This is a genomic window from Ramlibacter pallidus, from assembly GCF_015070875.1.
GTDB classification, from domain to species: domain Bacteria; phylum Pseudomonadota; class Gammaproteobacteria; order Burkholderiales; family Burkholderiaceae_C; genus Ramlibacter; species Ramlibacter pallidus.
The window spans coordinates 180,537-206,482 of the sequence record NZ_JADDIV010000001.1; the positions used below are offsets into that span (position 1 = coordinate 180,537).

A 25,946-nucleotide genomic window follows, 5' to 3' on the forward strand; every position below is an offset into this window, starting at 1 on the left:
GCCGCCCGGCCCCGGGGTGAGACAATTGGGGATGTTCGTTCTGTTCGAAGAGGCCGGCAAGTTCCTGGCCGGCCGGGTCCTGTCCGAAACGGACACCTCCGCGCAGGTGGAGCTGGAAAGCGGCAAGCGCGTCAAGGTCAAGGCCGTCAACGTCCTGCTCAAGTTCGAGAAGCCGCAGCCCGCGGAGCTGCTGCGCGAGGCACAGGAGATCGCCGCGGGCATCGAGCTGGACCTCGCCTGGGAGTTCGCCCCCGAAGAGGAATTCGGCTTCGCCGAGCTGGCCCGCGAGTATTTCAGCGCCCAGGCCACCCTCGCCCAGCAGGCCGGCGCCCTGGTGCGCCTGTTCGATGCGCCGCATTACTTCCGGCGCGCCGGCAAGGGGCGCTTCCGCAAGGCGCCGCCCGAGATCCTGCAGCAGGCCCTGGCCGCCATCGAGAAGAAGAAGCAGGTGCAGGCGCAGATCGACGCCTGGGCCGCGGAACTCGGCGCCGGCAGCTGCCCGCCCGCCATCCGCGAACAGCTTTACCGCATCCTCTTCAAGCCGGACAAGAACGCGCCCGAGTACAAGGCCGTGGTCGAGGCATCGCGCAACACGCAGACGGCGCCGCTGGCCCTGCTGCAGAAGGCCGGCGCCATCACCTCGCCCTACCAATTCCACTGGAAGCGCTTCCTGCTGGAATACTTTCCCAAGGGCACGGGTTTCCCGCCGGTCGCGGCGCCGCCCATCAAGGACGAACTGCCCGTCGCTCCGGTGCAGGCCTTCTCCGTCGACGACTCGAGCACCACCGAGATCGACGACGCGCTGTCCGTGCAGGGCCTGGGCAGCGGCACCGTCACCGTGGGCGTGCACATCGCGGCCCCCGGCCTGGCGGTCCAGGCCGGCACGCCGCTGGACCAGCTCGCGCGCCAGCGGCTGTCCACCGTGTACATGCCGGGGCACAAGATCACCATGCTGCCCGACGACGTCGTGCAGGCGTACACGCTGCTGGAAGGACGCGACTGCCCCGCCGTCTCGCTGTACGTGCAGATGGACGAAGCCACGCTGGAGGTGAAGGCCAGCGAAACGCGCCTGGAGCGCGTGCCCATCGCGGCCAACCTCCGCCACGACCAGCTGGACGAACACCTGACGCTCGAATGGCTGGAGGACGCCACGGTGCAGTCGCCCGGCGTGCCGGCGCCCGCGGCACGTCTCCGCACCGAACTGTCGTTCCTGTTCCGGCTGGCGAAGCACCTCAAGGCCCAGCGCGAAGTGGTGCGGGGCAAGCCCGAGAACTTCAACCGGCCCGACTACAACTTCCGCGTGCCTGCGGCGGGCGAGGACGGCCCCACCGGCGACGAGGCGGTCGAGATCACCGTGCGCCGCCGCGGCGCCCCGCTGGACCTGATCGTCTCCGAGGCGATGATCCTGGCGAACAGCACCTGGGGCCAGTGGCTGGCGGAAGTCGGCGTCCCCGGCATCTACCGCAGCCAGGCCAGCCTGGCGCCGGGCGTGAAGGTGCGCATGGGCACGAAGGCGCTGCCGCACGCCGGCATCGGCGTGAAGAGCTATGCCTGGAGCACCTCCCCGCTGCGCCGCTACACCGACCTGGTGAACCAGTGGCAGATCATCGCCGCGGCCCGCCATGGCCGCACCGCCGCCCTGGCGGCGCCGTTCAAGCCGAAGGACGCGGAGCTGTTCTCGATCATCTCCGCCTTCGACGCCGCCTACGCCGCGTACAACGGCCACCAGGCCGGCATGGAGCGCTTCTGGACCCTGCGCTACCTGCAGCAGAACGCGATCGGCGAGATCGAGGCGACCGTCTTCAAGGAGGGCCTGGCGCGGGCCGACACCCTGCCCCTGGTGCTGCCGGTCCTCGGCGCCGGCGACCTGCCGCGCGGCACCCGCGTGCGGGTGAAGCTGGGCGCCATCGACCTGATCACGCTCGACGTGAACGGCACCGTGCTGCAGCGCCTGGAGGCGGTGCCGGAAGCCGCGGCGTCGGAAGAAGGCGACAGCGAAGAGGAAACCGTCGCGGGTCCGATTGCGATCGCGGTGGATGTCACCGACACTTCCGGGGAAGAGGCGAAGGCGGCCCCTGCCGCCGCCGATAATTGATCCCGTGAACCTGAAGTCCTTCAGCACCCTGCAGATCGCGCTGGGCGTGTCCGTGGTCGTGCACGCCGCGGTGCTGACCGTCCGCATCGTGGACCCGGAAGGCTTCAACCGCGTGTTCCAGGACACCCCGCTCGAAGTGGTGCTGGTCAACGCCCGCAGCAACGAGAAGGTCGACAAGGCGCAGGCCATCGCGCAGGCCTCGCTGGCCGGCGGCGGCGAGGCCGAGAAGGGCCGGGCGACGTCGCCGCTGCCGCCGTCGGCGCTCACCGCCTTCGGCGACGCCGCGGAAGACGAGCAGAAGAAGATCGACGCGATGCAGGAGCAGCAGACGCTGATGCTCGCGCAGTTGAAGCAGACGCTCGCCGCCATGCCGCCCGTGGACCCGAAGCAGGCGAACTCCAGCCCGCAGGCGGCCGCGCAGGAGGAGAAGCGCCGCCACCTGATGAAGCTGCTCGCCGAGATCGAGAAGCGCATCAACGAGGAGAACGCCCGCCCCAAGAAGCGCTACATCAGCCCTTCGACGCGCGAGGAGGTGTACGCGGTCTACTACGACGGGCTGCGGCGCAAGATCGAGGAACGCGGCACGCACAACTTCCCCGAGCTCGCGGGCCGCAAGCTGTATGGCGAGCTGACGATGATCGTCACGGTCAACCACGACGGGCGGATCCTCGACACCGAGGTCGTGGAGACCTCCGGCAACCTGACGCTGGACCGGCGCGCGGCCAGCATCGCCCGCGCCGCCGGCCCATTCGGCGCGTTCAACGACGCGATGCGGCGGCGCGCCGACCAGATCGTGGTGGTCTCGCGCTTCAAGTTCACGCGCGACGACACGCTCGAAACCAAGCTCACCACCCGCTGAGGGCCGCCACCGTGGACCGTTACTGCGTCATGGGCAACCCCGTGGACCACAGCAAGTCGCCGTGGATCCACGCCCGCTACGCGGCGCTGACCGGCCAGCAGCTGGAATACGGCCGCCGGCTGGTCCCCATGGACGGTTTCGCCGCCGGGCTGCGCGCCTTCCAGGCGGAAGGCGGCAAGGGCTGCAACGTCACCCTGCCCTTCAAGTTCGAGGCGGCGGGCCTGGTCGACTTCCGCAGCACCCGCGCGGCGCTCGCGGGCGCCTGCAACACCCTCCGCATCGAAGCCGACGGCATCCACGGCGAGAACACCGACGGCATCGGCTGGGTGTCGGATGTGCAGAACAACGCCGGCGTTTCCCTGGGCGGCCGCGACGTGCTGCTGCTGGGCGCCGGCGGCGGCGCGGCGGGCGTGCTCGGTCCGCTGCTCGAAGCGCGCCCGCGCCGGGTGGTGGTCGCCAACCGTACCCTCGCCAAGGCCGAAGCGCTGGTGCGCACGCACGCGATGCTCGCCAACGACACGTACGCCGACCTGCAGGCCGTGGCGCTGGACGCGGTGCACGGGCAGTTCGACGTCGTCGTGAACGGCACCGCCAGCAGCATCACCGGCGGCGCGGTGCCCGTGGCGGCCAAGGTGCTGAAGCCCCGGGCGCTGGCGTGCGACTTCATGTACGGCCCGCCGGCCGACGGCTTCCTGCGCTGGGCGCAGGAGAACGGCGCCATCGGGCGCGACGGCCTGGGCATGCTGGTCGAACAGGCGGCGGAGGCCTTCCTGTGGTGGCGCGGCGTGCGCCCGCCTTCGGCGCAGGTGCTGGAGGAACTGCGGCGGGAGCTGCGGCGATGAAGGCCATCGCCCGCTGGCTGGCCCTGCTGGTGCTCGCCTTCATCGCGCTGCAGCTGTTCTTCCTGCTGCGCATCGCGGCGATGACCGTGCTGGATCCGCAATCCACCACGTTCCAGCGGTCCGAGGCCTGGCGCATCGCCACCGAAAAGGACAAGCTGCGCTGGCGCCAGCAGTGGGTGCCGTACGACCAGATCTCCGACAACCTCAAGCGCGCGGTGATCGCTTCGGAGGACGGCAGCTTCGTCAACCACGACGGCGTGGACTGGGATGCGCTGGAGAAGGCGTGGGAGCGCAATGCCAAGGCGGAAGAGCTCGCCGCCAGGCGCGCCCAGCTGGCGCCCACGCGCGCCCGGGCCCCGAAGATCGTGGGCGGCTCCACCATCACGCAGCAGCTGGCGAAGAACCTGTTCCTGTCCGGCGAGCGCACCATGTTGCGCAAGGGCCAGGAGATCGTGCTCACGTTCGCGATCGAACAGATGCTGACGAAGCAGCGGATCCTGGAGATCTACCTGAACAACGTCGAGTGGGGCGAAGGCGTGTTCGGCGCCGAGGCGGCCGCGCAGCATTACTACCGCAAGGGCGCGGCGAAGCTGTCGCCCTACGAGGCTGCCCGCCTGGCCGTGATGCTGCCGCAGCCCAAGCGGTTCGAGAAGATGCCGGGCTCCGGCTACATCGCGGGCCGTGCATCGACGATCGTGGCGCGCATGCGCGACGCCGAGTTGCCCTGACATGCGGATCCTCGGCATCGACCCCGGCTTGCAGACGACGGGGTTCGGCGTGATCGATGCGGAAGGGCATGCGCTGCGCTACGTCGCCAGCGGCACCATCAGCACCACGCATCTGGCGCGCGGCGACCTGCCGGCGCGCCTGAAGGTGCTGTTCGACGGCATCGGCGAGCTGCGCCAGCGCTACCAGCCGGACGCCGCGGCCATCGAGATCGTGTTCGTGAACGTGAACCCGCAGTCCACGCTGCTGCTGGGCCAGGCGCGCGGCGCCTGCGTCACGGCGCTGGTGTCCTGCAACCTGGCGGTGTCGGAGTACACGCCCATGCAGATGAAGCAGGCGGTGGCCGGCACCGGCCGCGCGGCGAAGGCGGAAGTGCAGCAGATGGTGAAGCGGCTGCTGCAGTTGCCGGGACTGCCGGGCAAGGATGCCGCCGACGCGCTGGGGTTGGCGATCACGCACGCCCATGCCGGCGTGGCGACGGCGCGGATCCAGGAGGCGGGCAACATGGCCCGCCGCAACACCGGGATGTACAAGTCGGGGCGCGCGGTCTAGCGGCCGGCCAGGCGCCCGCAGCCCCGCCGCCGCCGTCCCGCGGAGGCGGGAATCCAGGGCTTCAGCATTCGGGGCGCGTCGCGGCAGGCGGCGGGCGGTGCCGTCCCGCGGTGCCTCGCCCTGCACTCCGCTGTCGCTCGTTCCGGGGGCGCTGGAAGGCCGTCCCCGGCGGCGATCCGGCACAACTCACTGCGAGTTTGCCGCGTGCGGCAAACTCTCCGTTCAATCAAAGTGCCGGAAAAATGTGCACAGTCGCAGCTCTCGATACGCGCTACGCGCTCTCGTAGACCTGCTTCGCCGCCGGGAACAGCCTTCCAGCCGAGGCCCCTGACTGCGGGCCGGCACCGCCCGCCGCCTGCCGCGACGTTCGAAGGCGGAGGTGGGCCTGCCGGCCGACGGTGCGCAAGCCCTGGATCCCCGCCTTCGCGGGGATGACGGACGCGGCGAGCTCAGGTCGCGACGCGTTCGAGGAACAGCACGAGGAAGAACCCCGCCGCCGCGAGCAGCGTCCACTTCAGGATGACGAGGCCGTAGCGCTTGTACTTCGCCTGCCCGGTGCCCGCATAGAACGCGAAGCTGACGCCGGCGGCGAGCAGCAACAGCATCAGCAGCCAGCGGAAGACGAGCATCGCCCTACCAGGCGCGGGCGGGCACCGCGAAGCCGGCCGGGGCCTGGCGTTCGTCGGCGAAGCTGACCACCTCGAAGGCGTCCTGGTCCGCGAGCAGGGCGCGGATCAGCCTGTTGTTCATCGCGTGCCCGGAACGGAAGGCGCTGTACGCGGCCAGCAGCGGCTTGCCCAGCAGGTACAGGTCGCCCATCGCGTCGAGGATCTTGTGCTTCACGAACTCGTCGTCGTAGCGCAGGCCCTCGGCGTTCAGGACGCGGTAGTCGTCCATCACGATCGCGTTGTCCATGCCCGCGCCCAGCCCCAGGCCGCGGGACCGCATCATCTCGACGTCCTTGGTGAAGCCGAAGGTGCGCGCCCGCGCGATGTCGCGGGAGTACTGGCCGGAGCTCAGGTCGAACTCGTGGTGCTGCCCGGTGGAGTCGACCACCCGGTGCGCGAAATCGATCTCGAAGCGCAGCTTGTAGCCGTGGTACGGGTCGAGCCGCGCCCACTTGAGGTTCTCGCCCTCGCCTTCGCGGACTTCGACGGGGCGCAGCACCCGGATGAAGCGGCGCGGCGCGTTCTGCTGCTCGATGCCGGCGCTCTGCAGCAGGAACACGAAGGAAGCCGAGGAGCCGTCGAGGATGGGCACCTCTTCGGCCGTGATGTCCACGTAGAGGTTGTCCACGCCCAGGCCGGCGCAGGCGGACATCAGGTGTTCGACGGTATGGACCTTGGCGCCGCCATTGGAGATGGTGGAGGCGAGGCGGGTGTCCGTCACCGCCTCGGCGGAAACGGGGATGTCGACCGGCACCGCGAGGTCGGTCCGGCGGAACACGATGCCGGTGTCCGGCTGGGCCGGGCGCAGCGTCAGTTCGACCCGCTGGCCGCTGTGCAGGCCCACGCCGACGGCTTTCGTCAGGGTCTTGAGCGTGCGTTGGCGGAGCATGGGCGTGATTTTATCGGCTCGGGCGCCGGCGCCGCCTGACCCGTTTGCATGACCTCGATAGAGAAAGCCCATGCGAAGAGCGTGCGGCCCGGCGGTAAACAGTGTGTGTCGAGGCTGTAAAAGCACAACGGGCCCCGCGGGGCCCGTTGCCGTGTCGCGACTCCGGTGCTCAGTCCGCCTGCTTGCGCAGGAAGGCCGGGATCTCGAAGTCGTCCATGCCGCCGCTGGAGAGCGCGTCGACCTTGGCCGCCGCCTGCGTGCGGTTGGTGCGCCAGACGCTGGGCACCTGCAGGCCGCCGTACTCCGGCTGCTGGGGCACGGCCGCCGCCTGCATCTCGCGCGTGACGATGGCACCTGGGCCGCCGACGGCGGTGTGGATGGTCGGCACGTTGAACGGCACGTTGTCGGTGCCGGTGCGCAGCACCTGCAGCGGGGGCGCCGTGCGGCGCTGCTGGCCGTGGCGCGACAGGCCGGTGGCGACCACCGTCACGCGGACTTCGTCGCCCAGCGCGTCGTCGTAGGCCGTGCCGTAGATCACGTGCGCGTCCGGAGAGGCGTAGGCGCGGATGGTGTTCATCGCCAGCTTGGATTCGGACAGCTTGAGGCTGCCCTTGGCCGCGGTGATCAGCACCAGCACGCCCTTGGCGCCGGAGAGGTCGATGCCTTCCAGCAGCGGGCAGGCCACGGCCTGTTCCGCGGCGATGCGCGCGCGGTCGGGGCCGGAAGCCACCGCCGTGCCCATCATCGCCTTGCCCGGCTCGCCCATCACCGTGCGCACGTCCTCGAAGTCCACGTTGACGTGGCCGGGGACGTTGATGATCTCGGCGATGCCGCCGACGGCGTTCTTCAGCACGTCGTTGGCGTGCGCGAAGGCTTCGTCCTGGGTGATGTCGTCGCCCAGCACCTCCAGCAGCTTCTCGTTCAGCACGACGATCAGCGAATCGACGTTGGCTTCCAGCTCGGCCAGGCCGTTGTCGGCGTTGGTCATGCGGCGGCCGCCTTCCCAGTCGAAGGGCTTGGTGACCACGCCCACCGTCAGGATGCCCATTTCCTTGGCCACCCGGGCGATCACCGGCGCGGCGCCGGTGCCCGTGCCGCCGCCCATGCCGGCCGTGATGAACAGCATGTGCGCGCCGGAGATCGCCTCGCGGATCGAGTCCACGGCGAGTTCGGCGCATTCGCGGCCCTTCTCCGGCTTGCTGCCGGCGCCCAGGCCCGATCCTCCCAGCTGGATGTGCTTGTGCGCCGAGCTGCGCGCCAGCGCCTGCGCATCGGTGTTGGCGCAGATGAACTCCACGCCCTGCACGTTGCGCTCGATCATGTGCGCCACGGCGTTGCCGCCACCGCCACCGACGCCGATCACCTTGATCTGCGTGCCCTGGTGGAACTCCTCGACTTCGATCATTTCGATGCTCATTGGGTACTCCTGATTCCTTGCAGTTGCCACTGACTGATTCGTTGGATTGGCGTCTTCAACGCGGGAGCGGTGGATCGGTGCACCGACATCGCTCCTTTCTCCTGGTGATGGGCGAGGCGCGCGGGGGGCCACCGCGGAACCGGCTTTGCCGGGCCGCTGGTGGCGCCCCCTTGAGGGGGAGGCGACCGCAGGTCGCTTCGGGGGTGGTCAAAAATTCCCCACGATGAAATCCTTGATGCGGCCGAAGGCGGTCTTGACCGACCCGCTTTGCAGCGCGACCTTCTGGCCGCGCAAGCGCGCCAGCCGAGCTTCCTCCAGCAGGCCCATGACCGTGGCGGCGCGGGGCTGCGCGATCATGTCGGCGAGGGCGCCGTGGTAGCGCGGGATGCCGCGGCGCACCGGCTTGAGGAAGATGTCCTCGCCCAGTTCGACCATGCCCGGCATCACGGCGCTGCCGCCGGTGATGACGATGCCGGAGGACAGCACCTCCTCGAAGCCGGACTCGCGCACGACCTGCTGCACCAGCGAGAAGATCTCCTCGACCCGGGGTTCGATCACGCCGGCCAGCGCCTGTCGCGACAGCATGCGCGGGCCACGGTCGCCGAGGCCGGGCACTTCCACCTGGGTCTCCGGGTCGGCCAGCAGCTGCTTGGCCCAGCCGGACTCCACCTTGATGTCCTCGGCGTCCTTGGTCGGGGTGCGCAGCGCCATCGCGATGTCGCTGGTGATCAGGTCGCCGGCGATCGGGATGACCGCCGTGTGGCGGATCGCGCCGCCGGTGAAGATCGCCACGTCGGTGGTGCCGGCGCCGATGTCCACCAGCGCCACGCCGAGCTCCTTCTCGTCGTGGGAAAGCACCGCCTGGCTGGAGGCGAGCGGGTTCAGCAGCAGCTGCTCCACTTCCAGCCCGCAGCGGCGCACGCACTTGATGATGTTCTCGGCCGCGCTCTGGGCGCCGGTCACGATGTGCACCTTGGCTTCCAGCCGGATGCCGCTCATGCCGATCGGCTCCTTCACGTCCTGGCCGTCGATCACGAACTCCTGCGGCTCCACCAGCAGCAGGCGCTGGTCGGTGGAGATGTTGATGGCGCGGGCGGTCTCGACCACGCGGGCCACGTCGGCCGGCGTCACCTCGCGGTCCTTCACGGCCACCATGCCGCTGGAGTTGATCCCGCGGATGTGGCTGCCGGTGATGCCGGTGTAGACGCGGGTGATCTTGCAGTCGGCCATCAGCTCGGCTTCTTTCAGCGCCTGCTGGATGCTCTGCACCGTCGCGTCGATGTTCACGACCACGCCCCGCTTCAGCCCGCTGGACGGCGCCACGCCCAGGCCCGCGAGCTTGAGCTCGCCGCCCGGCATGACCTCGGCCACGACCACCATCACCTTCGCGGTGCCGATGTCGAGTCCGACGACGAGATCCTTGTAGTCCTTGGCCATCCTCTTCGCTTTCCTCAGTTCCTCTGGGCCGGCACGTCCGTGGTGCCGACTCCCCTCAGCCTGACCGCATACCCGTCCGCGTGCCGCAGGTCCGCGGCGACCAGCGCCTCCGGACGCCGGCCGTACTTCGACGTCACCTGCGTGAGCGTCTGCGCGAAGCGCTGGCTGCGCGCGAGCACTTCGTCCGTCGTGCCGCGCCCCAGTTCCACCGTGGCGCCGCTGTCCAGGTGCAGCGTCCAGCCGCCCCGCCCGGTCAGCACCAGTTCCTCGATGCCCAGCTCCAGACGCTCCAGCATCGGCCGCAGCGACCGGTACATGCCCAGCACGATCGGCGAACTGCCGTCGGGTCCGACCAGGCGCGGCATGGCCTCGTCCTCCACGTCGCCCGGGTTGGCGTCGAACACCTCGCCCTGCACGTTCACCAGGCGCGACTCGGAGTCCGCTCCCCACAGCGCTTCGGCCTGGTGCTCCTGCAGCTGCACGCGCAGCTTGTTCGGGAACTGCCGGCGCACGACGGCGCGGCGCACCCAGGGCACGGCCTCGAAGGCAGCCTGCGCCTGCTGGAGGTCGACGGTGAAGAAGTTGCCGGAGAGGCGCGGCGCGACGTTCGCGCGCAAGGTGGCGACGCTGTTGTGCGCGACGTCGCCCTGCACCACGATGCCGCCGATCGCGAAGACCGGATGCCGCAGCGCCCACCAGCCCAGCGCCGCCGCCAGCAGCAAGGCGAAGGCGACGAACAGCACCGTGGCAGTGGTGTTCATCAGCCTCACATCCAGCGGCAGGGGCAGCGCCTTCTGTTTCATGCCTTGGCGGTTCCCGGTTCGTGGTCCAGCGCCGCGGACAGCAGCAGCTGCAGGCACAGGTCCTCGTAGCTGATGCCCGAGGCGCGCGCCGACATCGGCACCAGCGAGTGCCCCGTCATGCCGGGCGAGGTGTTGATCTCCAGCAGCGAAGGCTTGCGCGTCTTGCCGTCGATCATCACGTCGATGCGGCCCCAGCCCCGGCAACCCAGCACGCGGTAGGCCTTGACCACCAGTTCCTGGATCGCCGCTTCCTCGCCTTCGGGCAGGCCGCAGGGCACCAGGTACTTGGTGTCGTCGGTGAAGTACTTGTTCTGGTAGTCGTAGTTGCCTTCGGGCGCGACGATGCGGATCACCGGCAGCGCGCGGGCGTCGGCGCCCGTGCCGAGGATCGGGCAGGTCACCTCGTCGCCGGAGACGAACTGTTCGCAGAGCACGTCGGCGTCGAGCGCAGCGGCGGCGTCGACCGCGGCCTGGATGTCGGAGGCCGACTGCACCTTGGCCACGCCGATAGAGGAACCCTCGCGCGCCGGTTTCACGATCAGCGGCAGGCCGAGTTCATCGGGCAGCTTCGCCACTTCCTCGCGCTGGTAAGCGCCGCGGCGCAGCAGCCTGTACTGCGGCGTCGGGATGCCTTCGGCCATCCAGACGCGCTTGGTCATCACCTTGTCGATGGAGATGGCCGAGGCCATGACGCCGGAGCCCGTGTACGGGATGCCGAGCAGCTCCAGCGCCCCCTGCACGGTGCCGTCTTCGCCGAAGCGGCCATGCAGCGCGATGAAGCAGCGCTGGAAACCCTTGCGCTTGAGCTCCACCAGTTCGCGTTCGGCCGGATCGAAGGCATGCGCGTCCACGCCCCTGGACTGCAGCGCCTTCAGCACGCCCGCCCCGGACATCAGCGACACCTCGCGTTCCGCCGACTTGCCGCCCATGAGCACGGCGACCTTGCCGAGCGCCTTCACGTCGGGAGCATTCATTGCGCGCCTCCCAGTTCCACCAGCTTCGCCGGCACGCCGCCGATGGAGCCGGCGCCCATGCACATCACCACGTCGCCGTCCTTCACCGTGTCCAGCACGGCCTGGGGCATCGCCTCGATCTCGCCGACGAACAGGGGTTCGACCTTGCCGGACACGCGCACCGCGCGCGCCAGCGAACGGCCGTCGGCGGCCACGATCGGTTCCTCGCCCGCCGAGTACACCTCGGCCAGCAGCACGACGTCGGCGCTGCCCAGGACCTTGACGAAGTCCTCGAAGCAGTCGCGCGTGCGGGTGTAGCGGTGCGGCTGGAAGGCCAGCACGATGCGGCGGTCCGGGAAGGCGCCGCGCGCGGCCGCGAGCGTGGCCTTCATCTCCACCGGGTGGTGGCCATAGTCCTCGATGACGGTGAACCTGCCGCCGCCCTGCGCCACCGGCACCGCGACTTCACCGTAGCTCTGGAAACGCCGGCCCACGCCGCGGAACTCGCCCAGCGCCTTCACGACGGCGTCGTCCGGGATGTTCAGTTCCACCGCGATGGCGATGGCGGACAGCGCGTTCAGCACGTTGTGCATGCCCACCGCGTTCAGGGTCACGTGCATGTCCGGCAGGGTCACGCCGTTGCGGCGGCGCACGGTGAAGTGCATCTGCGGCCCGACCGCCCGGACGTCCACGGCGCGGACCTGTGCGTCCTCGCTGAAGCCGTAGGTCGTCACCGGGCACTGCACCTCGGGGACGATGGAGCGCACCGCCTCGTCGTCCACGCACAGGATCGCTGTCCCGTAGAACGGCATGCGGTGCAGGAACTCGACGAAGGCCTTCTTCAGGTTGTTGAAGTCATGGCCGTAGGTGTCCATGTGATCGGCGTCGATGTTCGTCACCACCGCCATCACCGGGAGCAGGTTCAGGAAGGACGCGTCGGACTCGTCCGCCTCCACCACGATGTAGTCGCCCGACCCCAGTTTCGCGTTGGCGCCGGCGCTGTTCAGGCGGCCGCCGATCACGAAGGTGGGGTCGAGCCCGCCCTCGGCCAGCACGCTTGCCACCAGGCTGGTGGTGGTCGTCTTGCCGTGCGTGCCGGCGATGGCGATGCCCTGCTTCAGGCGCATCAGCTCGGCGAGCATGACAGCGCGGGGCACGATCGGGATCTTGCGCTTGCGGGCCGCGACCACCTCGGGGTTGTCCTGCTGCACCGCCGTGGACGTGACGACCGCGTCGGCGCCGATCACGTTGGCGGCGGCGTGACCGATGAAGGTCTGGATGCCCAGGTCCTGCAGGCGGCGCGTGGTGGCGCTGGCCGCGATGTCGGATCCGGAAATCAGGTAGCCGAGGTTGCGCAGCACTTCGGCGATGCCGGACATGCCGGCGCCGCCGATGCCCACGAAGTGGATGTGTTTGATGGCGTGTTTCATTTTGCGAGGGCCTCGCAGGCGGCGACCATCCGCTCGGTCGCCTGGGTTTGTTCCATCTTCTTGGCCGCTTCCGCCTTGCGCAGCAGCTCGGTGCGATCGAGCCTGCGCAGCAGGGCGGCCAGCGATTCGGGGGTGAGTTCGCCTTGCGGCACGAGCCAGCCCGCGCCGGCGTCGACCAGGAACTTGGCGTTGGTCGTCTGGTGGTCGTCCACCGCGTGCGGGAACGGAACGAACACGGCCGGTGCGCCGACGGCGGCCAGCTCGGTGACGGTGCTCGCGCCGGCACGGCAGATCACGAGGTCGGCTTCGGCGAAGGCCTCTGCCGTGTCGTCGATGAAGGGCGTCAATTCCGCCTGCACGCCGGCCGCGGCGTAGTTGGCGCGCAGTTCGTCGATCTGCCTGGCGCCGCTCTGGTGCAGCACGTACGGACGTTCCGCGGCCGGGATCAGCGCCAGCGCCTTCGGCACGACGTCGTTGAGCGCCTTGGCGCCCAGGCTGCCGCCCACCACCAGCACCTTCAGCGGCCCGCTGCGGCCGGCGAAGCGCTCCTCCGGCGCCGGCTGGCGCAGGAAGCCTTCGCGCAGCGGGTTGCCCACCCACTCGCCCTTGGCGATGACCTGCGGGAAAGCGCTGTAGACGCGGTCGGCGACGCCGGCGAGCACCTTGTTGGCCATGCCGGCGACGGAGTTCTGCTCGTGCAGCACGAGGGGCTTGCCGAGCAGCACGCCCATCATCCCGCCGGGGAAGGTGATGTAGCCGCCCAGGCCGACCACGACGTCGGGCCGCACGCGCCGCACGACCTGCAGGCTTTGCCAGAAAGCGCGCAGCAGCTTGAGCGGCAGCAAGGCCAGGGTGAGCGGCCCCTTGCCGCGCACGCCGCCGAAGGCCACGGTCTCGAGCGGGATGCCGCGGGGCGGCACGAGCTGCGCTTCCATGCTGTTCGGCGCGCCGAGCCAGTGCACGCGCCAGCCGCGGGCACGCAACGCCTCCGCCACGGCCAGGCCGGGGAAGATGTGGCCGCCCGTGCCGCCGGCCATCACGAGAGCCGTCTTCATGCGCGGCCTCCCCGCATCAGCGTCCGGTTCTCGTGGTCGATGCGCAGCACCACCGCGATGGCGACGACGTTCATCAGCACCGCGGAACCGCCGTACGACATCAGCGGCAGCGTCAGCCCCTTCGTGGGCAGCGCACCCAGGTTCACGCCCATGTTGATGAAGGCCTGGAAGCCGATCCAGATGCCGACGCCCTGCGCGACGAGCCCGGCGAACACGCGGTCGAGCGCGATCGCCTGGCGGCCGATGTGCATGATGCGGCGCGTCATCCAGAGGAACAGCGCGATCAGCGTGACCACGCCGACGAGCCCGAACTCCTCGCCGATCACGGCCAGCAGGAAGTCGGTGTGCGCCTCGGGCAGCCAGTGCAGCTTCTCGACGCTGCCGCCCAGGCCGACGCCGAAGATCTCGCCGCGGCCGATGGCGATCAGCGAATGCGACAGCTGGTAGCCGCGGCCGAGCGCATGCTTCTCGCTCCAGGGGTCCAGGTACGCGAAGATCCGGTCCCGCCGCCAGTCGGACAGCGCGATCATGAGCGTGAACGCCACCAGCATCACCGCGGCGATGAGGAAGAACATGCGCGCGTTGACGCCGCCCAGGAACAGGATGCCCATGGCGATCACGGCGATGACCATGAACGCGCCCATGTCCGGTTCGGCCAGCAGCAGCATGCCGACGATCGCCACGGCGGCGGCCATGGGCAGGACGGCGCGGAAGAAGCGTTCCTTCACGTCCATCTTGCGCACCATGTAGTCGGCGGCATAGAGCAGCACCGCGAACTTCGCGAGCTCCGAGGGCTGGAAGGAGAGCGGCCCCAGCACGATCCAGCGGCGCGCCCCGTTGACGCCCTTGCCGATGCCGGGGATCAGCACCAGCACGAGCAGCAGCAGCGCGGCCACGAACAGCCAGGGCGCGACGCGTTCCCAGGTTTCCACCTTCACCTGGAAGGCCAGCAGGCCCGCCACGAAGGAAAACGCGAGGAACATCGCGTGCCGGCTGAGGAAGAACGTGTGGGCGTAGCGCTGGAACTTCGGGTTGTCCGGCAGCGCGATGGACGCGGAGTACACCATCACCAGGCCCCAGGCGAGCAGCGCCACGGTGACCCAGAGCAGCGCCGGGTCGAAGGCGTGCACGCGTGCCGGCGCCGTCGTGCGGCGGTCGGCTGCCGGCCCCGGCAGCCAGGCGCGGAACGTGGCGGCGAGGCTCACGCTTCCCCTCCTTGCACCATCGCGCCGGCCTCGTCGGCCACGGCCTGCACCGCCGCACGGAACACCTCGGCGCGGTGCGGATAGTTGCGGAACATGTCGAAGCTGGCGCACGCGGGCGACATCAGCACGGCGTCGCCGGCGTGGGCGCGCTGGGTCGCCGCACGCACGGCCTCTTCCATCGTCGCCGCCTCCAGCAGCGGCACGCCCGTCGACTCCAGCACCTCGCGGATCCGCGGACCGTCGCGGCCGATCAGCACCGCGGCGCGGGCGAAGCGCGCCACGGGAGCGGCGAGCGGCGCGAAGTCCTGGCCCTTGCCGTCGCCGCCGAGGATCACGACCAGCTTGCGCTCGGCACCGAGCCCCTGCAGCGCGGCAACGGTCGCACCCACGTTGGTGCCCTTGCTGTCGTCGAAGTACTCGACGTCGTTGACGATCGCGACCGGCTCGACGCGGTGCGGTTCGCCGCGGTATTCGCGCAGGCCGTACAGCATCGGCGCCAGCTGGCAGCCGGCGGAGGTCGCCAGCGCGAGGGCGGCCAGCGCGTTGATCGCGTTGTGGCGGCCGCGGATGCGCAGCGCGTCGGCGGGCATCAGGCGCTGGAGGTGGATTTCCTCTTCCTCGTCCTTGCGCCTCTTCTCGGTTTCGTCGGCGTCGTGGGCGCGCACCAGCCAGGCCATGCCGTGCACGACCTCCAGGCCGTAGTCGCCGGGGCGCCTGGGCAGGTCGCCGCCGAAGGTGACGTGGGCGCGCTGCTCGTACTTGCCGCCCTTCAGGCGCACCGGTTCCGGCAGCATCTTCATCACGGCCGGGTCTTCGCGATTGAGCACCATCACGCCCGTGTCGCCGAAGATGCGCGCCTTGGCGCCGGCATAGGCTTCCATGGTGCCGTGCCAGTCCAGGTGGTCCTGGCTGATGTTCAGCACGGTGGCGGCCGTCGGGTGGAAGCCGGTGATCCCGTCGAGCTGGAAGCTGGAGAGCTCCAGCACCCACACCTGCGGCAGCGCGTTCGCCTCGCGCTTGGACGCCAGCGTCTCCAGCAGCGTCGGGCCGATGTTGCCGGCCACGGCCACCGTCTTGTCGCTGCGCTCCACCAGCTGGCCGGTGAGCGCGGTGACGGTGGTCTTGCCGTTGGTGCCGGTCACGGCCAGCACCGCGGGGTGGTAGCCGTCCGCCTGCCGCATGGCCTCCAGGGCATCGGCGAACAGGCCCAGCTCGCCGCGCACCGGGATGCCTTGCGCGCGTGCCGCATCCTCGACGGGGGCGACCTGCGCCGGCGTCAGGCCCGGGCTGCGCAGCACCAGCTGCTGGCCTTCGACCAGGCCCGCCTCGAACGCGCCGTGCACGAAGCGCGCGTCCGGCACCTGCTCGCGCAGTTGCGGCAGCTGCGGCGGCGCCTCGCGCGTGTCGGCGACCGTCACCCGGGCGCCGTGCTGCGCGCACCAGCGCGCCATGGCGAGCCCCGAGGCACCGCAGCCGAGGACGAGGACGGACTGGTCGCGCAGCTGTTCCATCACCGCAGCTTCAGGGTGGAAAGGCCGACCAGGCACAGCAGCATCGTGATGATCCAGAAGCGGACCACGACCTGCGTCTCCTTCCAGCCGGTCTTCTCGAAGTGGTGGTGCAGCGGCGCCATCAGCAGGATGCGCCGGCCTTCGCCGTAGCGGCGCTTGGTGTACTTGAAGTACACCACCTGCGCCATCACGGACAGCGCCTCGACCACGAAGATGCCGCCCATGATGGCCAGCACGATCTCCTGGCGCACGATGACGGCGATGGTGCCGAGGGCGCCGCCCAGCGCCAGCGCGCCGACGTCGCCCATGAACACCTGCGCGGGGTGGGCGTTGAACCACAGGAAGGCCAGTCCGGCGCCCGCCACCGCGGCGCAGAAGATCAGCAGCTCGCCGGAACCGGGGATGTAGGGCAGCAGCAGGTACTTCGAATAGAACGCGTTGCCGGTCACGTAGGCGAACACGCCCAGCGCGGAGCCGACCATCACCACCGGCATGATCGCCAGCCCGTCGAGGCCGTCGGTGAGGTTGACGGCGTTGCTGCTGCCGACGATGACCAGGTAGGTCAGGATCACGAAGCCGAACACGCCCAGCGGGTAGTTGATCTCCTTGACGAAGGGGACCAGCAGGCCCGCCTTGGGCGGCAGCGTCATGTCGAAGCCGGAGCGCACCCAGTCGTAGAACAGGCCGAGCACGCGCAGGTTGGTGGTCTCGGACACGCTGAAGGCGAGGTACAGCGCCGCCGCCAGGCCGATCAGCGACTGCCAGAAGTACTTCTCGCGCGAGCGCATCCCTTCCGGGTCCTTGTTGACCACCTTGCGCCAGTCGTCCACCCAGCCGATCGCGCCGAAGCCCAGCGTGACCACCATCACGACCCAGACGAAGCGGTTGGTCCAGTCGAACCAGAGGATGGTCGAGACCGCGATCGACAGCAGGATCAGCACGCCGCCCATGGTGGGCGTGCCGCTCTTCTTCAGGTGGGTCTCCATGGCATAGCCGCGCACCGGCTGGCCGATCTTCAGCGCCGTCAGCCGGCGGATCACCCAGGGGCCCATGATGATGCCGATCAGCAGCGCCGTCATGGCGGCCATCACGGCGCGGAAGGTCAGGTACTGCACCACGCGCAGCCAGCCGAACTCCGGCCCGAGGGTCTGCAACCAGGCGGACAGGCTAACGAGCATCCGGCTTCTCCTTTGACTGTTCTTCTTGTGCGCGGGCGGTGATCGCCTCCACCACGCGTTCCATCTTCATGAAGCGGGATCCCTTGACCAGGACGCTCTGGACCTGGCCGAGCGCCTGGAGCACCGCGGCGTTGAGCGCGGCGATGTCGGTGAAATGGCGGCCTTTCATGTCGACGGCCATGTCGCCCAGCGTGAACAGCAGCTCGATGCCGCGCTCGCGGGCGTAGTCGCCGACCTCCGCATGGAACGCGGGGCCCTGGTCGCCCACTTCACCCATGTCGCCCAGCACCAGCAGGCGCGGGGCCGGCAGCTCGGCGAGGACGTCGATCGCGGCGCGCGCGGAGTCGGGGTTGGCGTTGTAGGTGTCGTCCACCAGGGTCAGCGTGCGTGCACCAAGCTTCACGCCCAGCGCGCGCGAGCGGCCCTTGACCGGCTCGAAGGCCTCGAGCCCGCGGGCCACCGCTTGCAGCGGCACGCCGGCGGCCAGCGCGCAGGCGGCGGCGGCCAGCGCGTTGCGCACGTTGTGGCGGCCGGCGATATGGAGTCGGAACGCCATCGGCCCGGCGGGCGTTTGCGCCCGTACCTGCCAATGTCCCTCTTGCCATTCAGACCCGGCCAGAAAAAGATCGGCGTTCGTGTCGCCGAAAGTGATGCACCGGCGCCCGCCGGCCAGGCCCGTCCAGAGCGCCGTAAAGGCGTCGCCGGCGGGGAACACCGCGCAACCGTCGGCCGGCAGCGCGGCGTACACGCTGCCGTTCTCCTGCGCCACGGCCTCGATGGTCGCCATGAATTCCTGGTGCTCGCGTTGCGCGTTGTTCACCACGGCCACGGTCGGCTCGGCGATGTGCGCCAGGTAGCCGATCTCTCCCGGGTGGTTCATGCCCAGCTCGATGACACCGATGCGGTGCGCCGCGCGCAGGCGCAGCAGCGTGAGCGGCAGCCCGATGTCGTTGTTCAGGTTGCCCTGCGTCGCCAGGTGCGCATCCGGCTGCCAGGCGCGCAGGATGGACGCGATCATCTGCGTCACGGTGGTCTTGCCGTTGCTGCCCGTGACCGCGATCAGCGGCAGCGTGTGCTGCCGGCGCCACCAGCGGGCCAGTTGCCCCAGCGCCTGCTTGCCGTCGTCCACCTCGATGCCGGGGAACCCCGCGGGCAGCCGGCCGGGTTGCGCGATCGCGGCGACCGCGCCCTGGTCGCGCGCCTGCGCGATGAAATCGTTGGCGTCGAATTTGTCGCCCTTGAGCGCGACGAACAGGTCGCCCGGCTGCAGCGTGCGGGTGTCGGTGTGCACGCGCTGCACCCGCACGGCGCCGTCGCCCACGAGCTTCCCGCCGACGGCGGCCGCCGCCCGTTGCAGCTCGAACATGCTGTCGCTCATGCGGCCCTCGCCTGCAGCGCCGCCTGCGCGTGCGCCTGGTCGGAGAACGGGTGCTTCACGCCCGCGACCTCCTGGTAGTCCTCATGGCCCTTGCCGGCGACCAGGATCACGTCGCCGGCGGCGGCATCGCGCACGGTTTCCGCGATCGCACGCGCGCGGTCCACCTGCACTTCGACGCTGTCGCGGTGCGACAGCCCCAGCAGCACCTGGCTGATGATCGCCTCCGGCTTTTCGCTGCGGGGGTTGTCACTGGTGACGACCACGCGGTCGGCGTTCTTCTCGGCGACCGCCGCCATCAGCGGGCGCTTGGTGGGGTCGCGGTCGCCCCCGCAGCCGAACACGCACCACAGCTGCCCGCCGCGCTGCTGCGCCAGCGGGCGAAGCGCCTGCAGGCCCTTCTCCAGCGCGTCCGGCGTGTGGGCATAGTCCACCGCCACCAGCGGCTTGCCGGCTTCGTTCAGGCGCTCCATGCGGCCCGGCACCGGGAGCAGGCCCGTGCAGGCACGCACGGCGTCGGCCAGCGGCACGCCGAGCGCCCGCATCATGCCGACCACGCCCAGCAGGTTGGAGACGTTGTACTGCCCGATCAACTGCGTCTGCAGCACATGGCGCTCGCCCGCCTCGGCCACCACGAAGCGCAGCCCGCCGTCGGCATAGCCGATGTCCTGCGCCTGCAGGCGGGCCGGGCGGCCGCAGGAGTAGGTCCAGATCTCCAGCCGGCCTTGCAGCTTCTGCTCCAGCAGCCCACCCTTCTCGTCGTCCAGGTTGACGACCGCGGCCTGCAGGCCCGGCCACGAGAACAGCGCTTCCTTGGCAGCCCAGTAGGCCTCCATGCTGCCGTGGTAATCCAGGTGGTCCTGCGTGAAATTGGTGAATCCCGCGACGCGGATGCGCGTGCCGTCCATGCGGCGCTCTTCGATGCCGATGGAGGAGGCCTCGATGGCGCAGGCCTTCGCACCCTCCGAGAGGAAGCGGCGGAAGTGCCGCTGCATCAGCACGGGGTCGGGGGTCGTCAACCCGGTCGCTTCGACGTGCGGCGGCCGGCCGATGCCCAGCGTGCCGACGATCCCGCAGGGGATCGACCTCGGCTGCAGGTTGGTCAGCGCCTGGGCCAGCCACCACGCGGTGGAGGTCTTGCCGTTGGTGCCGGTCACGGCCAGGACGTCGAGCTCGTGCGAGGGCTCGCCGTAGAACAGCGCGCCGATCGGCCCGGTGGCGGCCTTCAGGCCTTCGTAGGCGGCGACGGCATCGCTGTCGAAGCCGTACCCTTCGCTGCCTGCGTTCTCCACCAGGCAGGCCTTCGCGCCCTGCTGCAAGGCCGCGGGGACGAACTTGCGGCCGTCGGTCGCCGCGCCCGGCCAGGCGATGAAGCCATCCCCCGCGCCCACCTTGCGGCTGTCGCAATGCACTTCGGCCACGCCGCGCTCGCGCAGCCAGCCGGCGGCTTCGGAAGGCGTGCGCAACACCCGCATCAGAACGACTCCTCCACGGCCTGCACCACGATCTGCGGCTTGACGTTCATGTCCGGCTGCACGCCCAGCATGCGCAGCGTCTGCTGCACGGTCGCACTGAACACGGGGGCCGCGACGTCGCCGCCGTAGTACTTGCCGGCCGTCGGCTCGTCGATCATCACGGCCACGACGATGCGCGGGTTCTCCACCGGCGCGACGCCGACGAAGAAGCCGCGGTACTTGCGCTCGGCGTAGCCCTTGCCTTCCTGCTTGTGCGCGGTGCCGGTCTTTCCGCCCACCGAGTAGCCCATCGCCTGCGCCTTCGGGGCGGTGCCGCCGTTCTGCGTGGCCAAGTGCAGCATCTGGCGCACCGCCTGCGCGGTCTGAGGCTGCAGCACCCGCATGCCGGCGGCGGCGCCCTCTGCCTTGAGCAGCGTCACCGGCACCAGCTCGCCGTCGCGCGCGAACACGCTGTAGGCGCGCGCCAGCTGGAACAGGCTGGTGGACAGGCCGTAGCCGTAGCTCATGGTGGCCTGCTCGATCGGCCGCCAGGTCTTGGGCGCGCGCAGCTTGCCGCTGACGATGCCCGGGAAGGGCAGCTGCGGCTTCTGCCCGAGGCCGACCTGCGTGTACAGGTCCCACATCTCGCGCGGCTGCATCTGCATGGCCATCTTGACCGTGCCGACGTTGCTGGATTTCTGGATCACCTCCGCCACCGTGAGCACGCCGTGCGGGTGCGCGTCGGTGATCGTCGAGCCCCCGATGGTGATGCGGCCCGGCGCCGTCTGGATCGGGGTGCCCGGCTTGACCATGCCCTTCTCCAGCGCCAGCGCGGCGATGAAGGGCTTCATCGTCGAGCCGGGCTCGAAGGTGTCGGTGAGTGCCCGGTTGCGCAGCTGCGCACCCGTGAGGTTCTGCCGCTTGTTCGGCGAGTAGCTCGGGTAGTTGGCCAGCGCCAGCACTTCACCGGTGTGCACGTCCAGCACGACGACGCTGCCGGCCTTGGCCTTGTTCTCCAGCACCGCATCGCGCAGCTTCTGGTACGCGAAGAACTGCACCTTGCTGTCGATCGACAGCTGCAGGTCGCGACCGTCCGAGGGCGGCACCTGCTCGCCCACGTCTTCCACGATGCGCCCCATGCGGTCCTTGATGACGCGGCGCGAGCCGGGACGGCCGGCGAGGTCCTTGTTGAAGGCGAGCTCCACGCCCTCCTGGCCGTGGTCCTCCACGCTGGTGAAGCCCACCACGTGCGCGGCCGCCTCGCCCTCCGGGTACTGGCGGCGGTATTCCTTGCGCTGGTAGATGCCCTTGATGTCGAGGGACGCGATCTGCCGCGCCGTCGCCTCGTCGACCTGGCGCTTGAGCCAGACGAAGCTGCGCTCGTCCTCTTCCAGCTTCTTCATCAGCTCGGGCAGCGGCATCTCCAGCAGCTTGGCGAGGTGCGCCAGCTTGGTCTTGTCGTGCTCGACGTCCTCCGGGATCGCCCAGATGCTGGGCACCGGGACGCTCGTGGCCAGCAGCAGGCCGTTGCGGTCGAAGATGCGCCCGCGGTTGGCCGGCAGGTCCAGCGTGCGGGCGAAGCGCACCTCGCCCTGCTTGCGGTAGAACTCGTTGCCGAACACCTGCACCCACGCGGCGCGGCCCGCCAGGCCGACGAAGGCCAGCGCGATGCCGGCCACGATCAGCTTGCTGCGCCACACGGGCGTGCGGCTGGCCAGCAGCGGGCTGGAGGTGTACGCGACGGCCTTGCCCGACCTCATGGCGCCACCACCTCGTGGGCCACGCCCTTGAGCGTGACGTACTGCGTGATCGCCGGCGTGGCCGGGCGCATCTGCAACTGCTCGCGCGCGAGCTTCTCCACCCGCGCGGGCGTCGCCTGCGCGCGCTTTTCCACCTGCAGCCGCTCGTGCTCGATCTCGAGCTTGCGGAATTCGTTCTGCGCCCGCTCGATCTCGGCGTACAGCCGGCGCGAGTCGTACTGCACGCGCACGAGGTACAGGGAGCTCGCCATCAGCGCGAGCAGCAGCAGCAGGTTGATCCGCGTCATGCCGAAGTCCTCTCGGCCACCCGCATCACCGCGCTGCGCGAACGCGGGTTCGCCGCGATCTCCTGCGCCGTCGGCTTGACCCGCTCGATCGCCTTGAGCTTCATCGGTTTCGGGGGGGCGAACGGCGCGCGGCGGTCCACCTCATCGCGCGAATGCTTCGCGATGAACTGCTTCACGATCCGGTCTTCCAGCGAATGGAAGCTGATCACGACCAGGCGGCCTTCGGGATGCAGCACGTGCAGGCTCGCTTCTAGCGCCTCTTGCAGCTCTTCAAGCTCGGCGTTGATGAAAATCCGAAGAGCCTGAAATGTGCGCGTTGCAGGGTCCTGGCCCGGCTCGCGGGTTTTGACCGCGCCAGCCACGAGCTGGGCCAGTTCGGCGGTGGTTGCAAGAGGGCCCCGTTCCTGTCGGCGAGCTGCAATCGCCTTTGCAACCTGAAAAGCAAACCGTTCTTCGCCATAGTCACGGAACACCTCCGTCATCTGCTCGATCGAGGCCGTGGCCAGCCACTGCGCCGCGCTCTCGCCGCGCGTGGGGTCCATGCGCATGTCGAGGGGGCCGTCGTTGCGGAACGAGAAGCCCCGCGCCGCGTTGTCGATCTGCGGCGAGCTCACGCCCAGGTCCATCAGGACGCCGGAGATGCTGCCGCCCTCCAGCTCGCCCAGCGCCGCGAAGCCCTGGTGCCGGATGGAAAAACGGATGTCCTCGATCGTGTTCGCCTCGGCCACGGCGTCCGGGTCCTTGTCGAACGCGACCAGCCGGCCCTGCGGCGCGAGCCGGGAAAGGATGAGGCGCGAGTGACCGCCGCGCCCGAACGTCGCATCGACATAGGTTCCTTCCGGCTTGGTGACGAGGGCAACGACCGCTTCGTTCAACAAGACGGTGGTGTGTTGCCATGTGCCGTCCACCGCCCGCTTTCAGAATGAGAAGTCCTGGAAGGCTTCGGGCATGTCGCCTCGCATGGCCTCGGCCTCCTTGGCCTCGTAGGTCGCCTTGTCCCAAAGTTCGAAGTGGTTGCCCATGCCCAGCAGCATCGTGTCCTTCTCGATGCCGGCCGCGGCGCGCAGCTCGGGCGACACCAGCACGCGGCCGGTTCCGTCCAGCTCCACGTCCATGGCGTTGCCCAGGAAGATTCTCTTCCACCACTGCGCGGCCATGGGGAGCTGCGCGATGCGTTCACGAAACTTTTCCCACTCGGGACGGGGAAAAATCATGAGGCACCCGTGCGGGTGCTTCGTGATGGTCAACTGGTTGGCGGCAGCGGCGGCCAGGACGTCACGGTGCCGGGTCGGCATGGAGAGCCGCCCCTTGGCATCGAGACTCAGCGACGACGCGCCCTGGAACACCTTTGTCAGCCCTCACTACGGTGGAAGCGCAGAAGGAGGAGAGATATCCCACTCTCCTCCACTTCATTGCACTTTTTTGCACTGTAGCAGGAAATCGCTGAGGCGCAATCCACCCCTGGTAATTTTTGGCAATGAAATCAAGCACTTAGAAGCGAAATCGGAGGCACGAGGCCTCCGATTTCCCTTCAAAAGCAAGCACTTAGCCAATGCTCTGCATGTAACGCCTGAGCCGGATCACAGGATGTAGCGCGAAAGGTCCTCATTCCTGCTGAGTTCCTTCAGACGCACATCGACGTACGCGGCGTCGACGGTGACCGCCTGGCCCTCCAGCCGCGTGGCCTCGAAGCTCACGTCGTCCAGCAGCCTCTCCATCACGGTGGACAGGCGCCGCGCCCCGATGTTCTCGGTGCGCTCGTTCACGTCGAAGGCGATCTGCGCCAGCCGGGTGATGCCCTCGGGCGTGAAGCTCAGCTGCACGTTCTCGGTGGCGAGCAGCGCCTGGTACTGCTTCACCAGCGAGGCATGCGTGGTCGTGAGGATCGCTTCGAAGTCTTCCACCGACAGCGAGGACAGCTCCACGCGGATCGGGAAGCGGCCCTGCAGCTCCGGGATCAGGTCGCTGGGCTTGGACAGGTGGAAGGCCCCGCTGGCGATGAAGAGGATGTGGTCCGTCTTCACCGGCCCGTACTTGGTGGTGACGGTCGTGCCCTCCACCAGCGGCAGCAGGTCGCGCTGCACGCCCTGGCGCGACACGTCGGCGCCGGAGGCGTCGCTGCGCGAGGCCACCTTGTCGATCTCGTCGATGAAGACGATGCCGTTCTGCTCCGCGTTGGCGATGGCGGCAGCCTTGATCTCGTCCTCGTTCACCATGCCGGCAGCCTCCTCCTCCACCAGCAGCTTCATCGCCTCGGCGATCTTCAGCTTGCGGGTCTTGCGGCGCACGCCCCCGAGCTGGCTGAACATGCCGCGCAGCTGCTCGGTCATTTCCTCCATGCCGGGCGGGCTCATGATCTCGACCTGCGGCTTGGCGTCGGCGACGTCGATCTCGATGTCCTTGTCGTCCAGCTCGCCCTGCCGCAGCTTCTTGCGGAACACCTGCCGCGCCGTGCTCTCGCCGGCGGGTTCGTCGCCGCGGGCGACCGGGATCAACACGTCGAGGATGCGGTCCTCCGCGGCGTCTTCCGCGCGGGCCCGCACCTTGCGCATCTCGGCCACGCGCGTCTGCTTCACGGCCAGTTCGGCCAGGTCGCGGATGATCGCGTCGACGTCCTTGCCGACGTAGCCCACCTCGGTGAACTTGGTGGCTTCCACCTTGATGAAGGGCGCGTCCGCCAGCTTGGCCAGCCGCCGCGCGATCTCGGTCTTGCCGACACCGGTCGGCCCGATCATGAGGATGTTCTTGGGCGTGATCTCGTGGCGCAGCTTCTCGTCGACCTGCTGGCGGCGCCAGCGGTTGCGCAGCGCGATCGCCACGGCGCGCTTGGCGTCCTTCTGGCCGACGATGTGGCGATCGAGTTCCGACACGATCTCCTGGGGCGTCATGGAGCTCATTCGAGCACCTCGATCGTGTGGTTCATGTTCGTGTAGATGCAGAGGGACCCGGCGATCTCCAGCGACTTCTTGACGATGTCGCGCGCGCCGATCTCCGTGTTGTCCAGGAGCGCCTTGGCCGCCGCCTGCGCATAGCCGCCGCCCGAACCGATCGCGACGATCCCCTGCTCCGGCTCGAGCACGTCCCCGTTGCCGGTGATGATGAGGGAGGATTCGCGGTCGGCGACGGCGAGCATCGCCTCCAGCCGGCGCAGCACGCGGTCGGTGCGCCAGTCCTTGGTGAGTTCGATGGCCGCCCGCACCAGGTGGCCCTGGTGCTTTTCGAGCTTACCCTCGAAGCGTTCGAAGAGCGTGAAGGCGTCCGCGGTGGCGCCGGCGAAACCGGCCAGCACCTTGTCGTGGTAGAGCTTGCGGACCTTGCGGGCGGTGCCCTTGACGACGATGTTGCCGAGGGTGACCTGGCCGTCGCCGCCGATCGCCACCTGCCAGCGGCCGTCGGCGCCCTGCCGCCGCACGCTGACGATGGTCGTGCCGTGAAACTGTTCCATAGGCT

Annotated in this window: 24 protein-coding genes; 5 read left to right on the top strand and 19 right to left on the bottom strand. The window is 69.4% G+C overall.

What is annotated here, in order from left to right:
• Positions 1 to 31 precede the first annotated feature (31 nt).
• Genes IM787_RS00900 through ruvC form a run of 5 tightly spaced genes read left to right on the top strand, consistent with a single transcriptional unit; the run spans position 32 to position 5,074 of the window.
• Positions 32 to 2,095, top strand: coding sequence for a ribonuclease catalytic domain-containing protein (locus IM787_RS00900; protein WP_193674748.1), 2,064 nt, complete (start codon positions 32 to 34; stop codon positions 2,093 to 2,095).
• Positions 2,096 to 2,105: 10 nt separating this feature from the next.
• Complete coding sequence (locus IM787_RS00905) at positions 2,106 to 2,954, top strand: energy transducer TonB (protein ID WP_227494068.1); 849 nt, start codon at positions 2,106 to 2,108, stop codon at positions 2,952 to 2,954.
• Between the two features lie 29 nt (positions 2,955 to 2,983).
• Positions 2,984 to 3,796, top strand: coding sequence for a shikimate dehydrogenase (gene aroE, locus IM787_RS00910; RefSeq protein WP_255528511.1), 813 nt, complete (start codon positions 2,984 to 2,986; stop codon positions 3,794 to 3,796).
• The gene (mtgA, locus tag IM787_RS00915) at positions 3,793 to 4,524 is read left to right on the top strand and encodes a monofunctional biosynthetic peptidoglycan transglycosylase (RefSeq protein ID WP_193674751.1); all 732 of its coding nucleotides are present in this window, start codon (positions 3,793 to 3,795) and stop codon (positions 4,522 to 4,524) included. The genes aroE and mtgA overlap by 4 nt, the downstream gene beginning before the upstream one ends.
• Position 4,525: 1 nt before the next feature.
• Entirely contained in the window at positions 4,526 to 5,074 is a 549-nt protein-coding gene (gene ruvC / locus IM787_RS00920) for a crossover junction endodeoxyribonuclease RuvC (protein ID WP_193674752.1), read from the top strand.
• A gap of 449 nt (positions 5,075 to 5,523) precedes the next feature.
• Here ruvC and IM787_RS00925 read toward each other — a convergent pair whose 3' ends face one another.
• The 19 genes from IM787_RS00925 to hslV form a co-directional block, all read right to left on the bottom strand.
• Positions 5,524 to 5,703, bottom strand: a complete 180-nt coding sequence (locus IM787_RS00925) for a hypothetical protein (RefSeq protein ID WP_193674753.1) — start codon at positions 5,701 to 5,703, stop codon at positions 5,524 to 5,526.
• 4 nt (positions 5,704 to 5,707) lie between these two features.
• Positions 5,708 to 6,631 carry a UDP-3-O-acyl-N-acetylglucosamine deacetylase gene (lpxC, locus tag IM787_RS00930; protein ID WP_193674754.1) on the bottom strand — a complete coding sequence of 308 codons (924 nt, stop codon included), beginning with the start codon at positions 6,629 to 6,631 and terminating at the stop codon, positions 5,708 to 5,710.
• Between the two features lie 169 nt (positions 6,632 to 6,800).
• The gene (ftsZ, locus tag IM787_RS00935; protein ID WP_193674755.1) at positions 6,801 to 8,048 is read right to left on the bottom strand and encodes a cell division protein FtsZ; all 1,248 of its coding nucleotides are present in this window, start codon (positions 8,046 to 8,048) and stop codon (positions 6,801 to 6,803) included.
• A 207-nt stretch (positions 8,049 to 8,255) separates the two neighbouring features.
• A complete protein-coding gene (ftsA, locus tag IM787_RS00940; RefSeq protein WP_193674756.1) occupies positions 8,256 to 9,485 on the bottom strand; it encodes a cell division protein FtsA in 1,230 nt (409 codons plus the stop codon).
• Positions 9,486 to 9,499: 14 nt separating this feature from the next.
• Positions 9,500 to 10,288: a cell division protein FtsQ/DivIB gene (locus IM787_RS00945; protein WP_193674757.1), complete on the bottom strand. Its 789-nt coding sequence runs from the start codon at positions 10,286 to 10,288 to the stop codon at positions 9,500 to 9,502.
• Positions 10,285 to 11,262: a D-alanine--D-alanine ligase gene (locus IM787_RS00950; RefSeq protein WP_193674758.1), complete on the bottom strand. Its 978-nt coding sequence runs from the start codon at positions 11,260 to 11,262 to the stop codon at positions 10,285 to 10,287. Before IM787_RS00950 ends, IM787_RS00945 begins: the two co-directional genes overlap by 4 nt.
• A complete protein-coding gene (gene murC, locus IM787_RS00955) occupies positions 11,259 to 12,671 on the bottom strand; it encodes a UDP-N-acetylmuramate--L-alanine ligase (RefSeq protein ID WP_193674759.1) in 1,413 nt (470 codons plus the stop codon). The genes IM787_RS00950 and murC overlap by 4 nt, the downstream gene beginning before the upstream one ends.
• The gene (gene murG / locus IM787_RS00960) at positions 12,668 to 13,726 is read right to left on the bottom strand and encodes an undecaprenyldiphospho-muramoylpentapeptide beta-N-acetylglucosaminyltransferase (RefSeq protein ID WP_193674760.1); all 1,059 of its coding nucleotides are present in this window, start codon (positions 13,724 to 13,726) and stop codon (positions 12,668 to 12,670) included. The genes murC and murG overlap by 4 nt, the downstream gene beginning before the upstream one ends.
• Positions 13,723 to 14,901 carry a putative lipid II flippase FtsW gene (ftsW, locus tag IM787_RS00965; RefSeq protein WP_227494070.1) on the bottom strand — a complete coding sequence of 393 codons (1,179 nt, stop codon included), beginning with the start codon at positions 14,899 to 14,901 and terminating at the stop codon, positions 13,723 to 13,725. The genes murG and ftsW overlap by 4 nt, the downstream gene beginning before the upstream one ends.
• 26 nt (positions 14,902 to 14,927) lie before the next feature.
• On the bottom strand, positions 14,928 to 16,442 hold the full coding sequence (murD, locus tag IM787_RS00970) for a UDP-N-acetylmuramoyl-L-alanine--D-glutamate ligase (RefSeq protein WP_193674762.1): 1,515 nt from the start codon (positions 16,440 to 16,442) through the stop codon (positions 14,928 to 14,930).
• Positions 16,442 to 17,620 carry a phospho-N-acetylmuramoyl-pentapeptide-transferase gene (gene mraY / locus IM787_RS00975; RefSeq protein ID WP_193674763.1) on the bottom strand — a complete coding sequence of 393 codons (1,179 nt, stop codon included), beginning with the start codon at positions 17,618 to 17,620 and terminating at the stop codon, positions 16,442 to 16,444. The genes murD and mraY overlap by 1 nt, the downstream gene beginning before the upstream one ends.
• Positions 17,610 to 18,998 carry a UDP-N-acetylmuramoyl-tripeptide--D-alanyl-D-alanine ligase gene (locus IM787_RS00980; protein ID WP_193674764.1) on the bottom strand — a complete coding sequence of 463 codons (1,389 nt, stop codon included), beginning with the start codon at positions 18,996 to 18,998 and terminating at the stop codon, positions 17,610 to 17,612. Before IM787_RS00980 ends, mraY begins: the two co-directional genes overlap by 11 nt.
• Positions 18,995 to 20,470 (bottom strand): UDP-N-acetylmuramoyl-L-alanyl-D-glutamate--2,6-diaminopimelate ligase, encoded by a 1,476-nt coding sequence (locus IM787_RS00985; RefSeq protein ID WP_193674765.1) that lies wholly within the window; start codon positions 20,468 to 20,470, stop codon positions 18,995 to 18,997. The genes IM787_RS00980 and IM787_RS00985 overlap by 4 nt, the downstream gene beginning before the upstream one ends.
• Positions 20,470 to 22,209 carry a peptidoglycan D,D-transpeptidase FtsI family protein gene (locus IM787_RS00990; RefSeq protein ID WP_193674766.1) on the bottom strand — a complete coding sequence of 580 codons (1,740 nt, stop codon included), beginning with the start codon at positions 22,207 to 22,209 and terminating at the stop codon, positions 20,470 to 20,472. Before IM787_RS00990 ends, IM787_RS00985 begins: the two co-directional genes overlap by 1 nt.
• Positions 22,206 to 22,496, bottom strand: coding sequence for a cell division protein FtsL (ftsL, locus tag IM787_RS00995; protein ID WP_193674767.1), 291 nt, complete (start codon positions 22,494 to 22,496; stop codon positions 22,206 to 22,208). The genes IM787_RS00990 and ftsL overlap by 4 nt, the downstream gene beginning before the upstream one ends.
• A complete protein-coding gene (gene rsmH, locus IM787_RS01000; RefSeq protein WP_193674768.1) occupies positions 22,493 to 23,404 on the bottom strand; it encodes a 16S rRNA (cytosine(1402)-N(4))-methyltransferase RsmH in 912 nt (303 codons plus the stop codon). Before rsmH ends, ftsL begins: the two co-directional genes overlap by 4 nt.
• Positions 23,405 to 23,413: 9 nt before the next feature.
• Entirely contained in the window at positions 23,414 to 23,842 is a 429-nt protein-coding gene (mraZ, locus tag IM787_RS01005) for a division/cell wall cluster transcriptional repressor MraZ (RefSeq protein ID WP_193674769.1), read from the bottom strand.
• A 234-nt stretch (positions 23,843 to 24,076) separates the two neighbouring features.
• Positions 24,077 to 25,393: an ATP-dependent protease ATPase subunit HslU gene (gene hslU / locus IM787_RS01010; RefSeq protein WP_193674770.1), complete on the bottom strand. Its 1,317-nt coding sequence runs from the start codon at positions 25,391 to 25,393 to the stop codon at positions 24,077 to 24,079.
• Complete coding sequence (gene hslV / locus IM787_RS01015; protein ID WP_193674771.1) at positions 25,390 to 25,941, bottom strand: ATP-dependent protease subunit HslV; 552 nt, start codon at positions 25,939 to 25,941, stop codon at positions 25,390 to 25,392. The genes hslU and hslV overlap by 4 nt, the downstream gene beginning before the upstream one ends.
• Between the last annotated feature and the right edge of the window lie 5 nt (positions 25,942 to 25,946).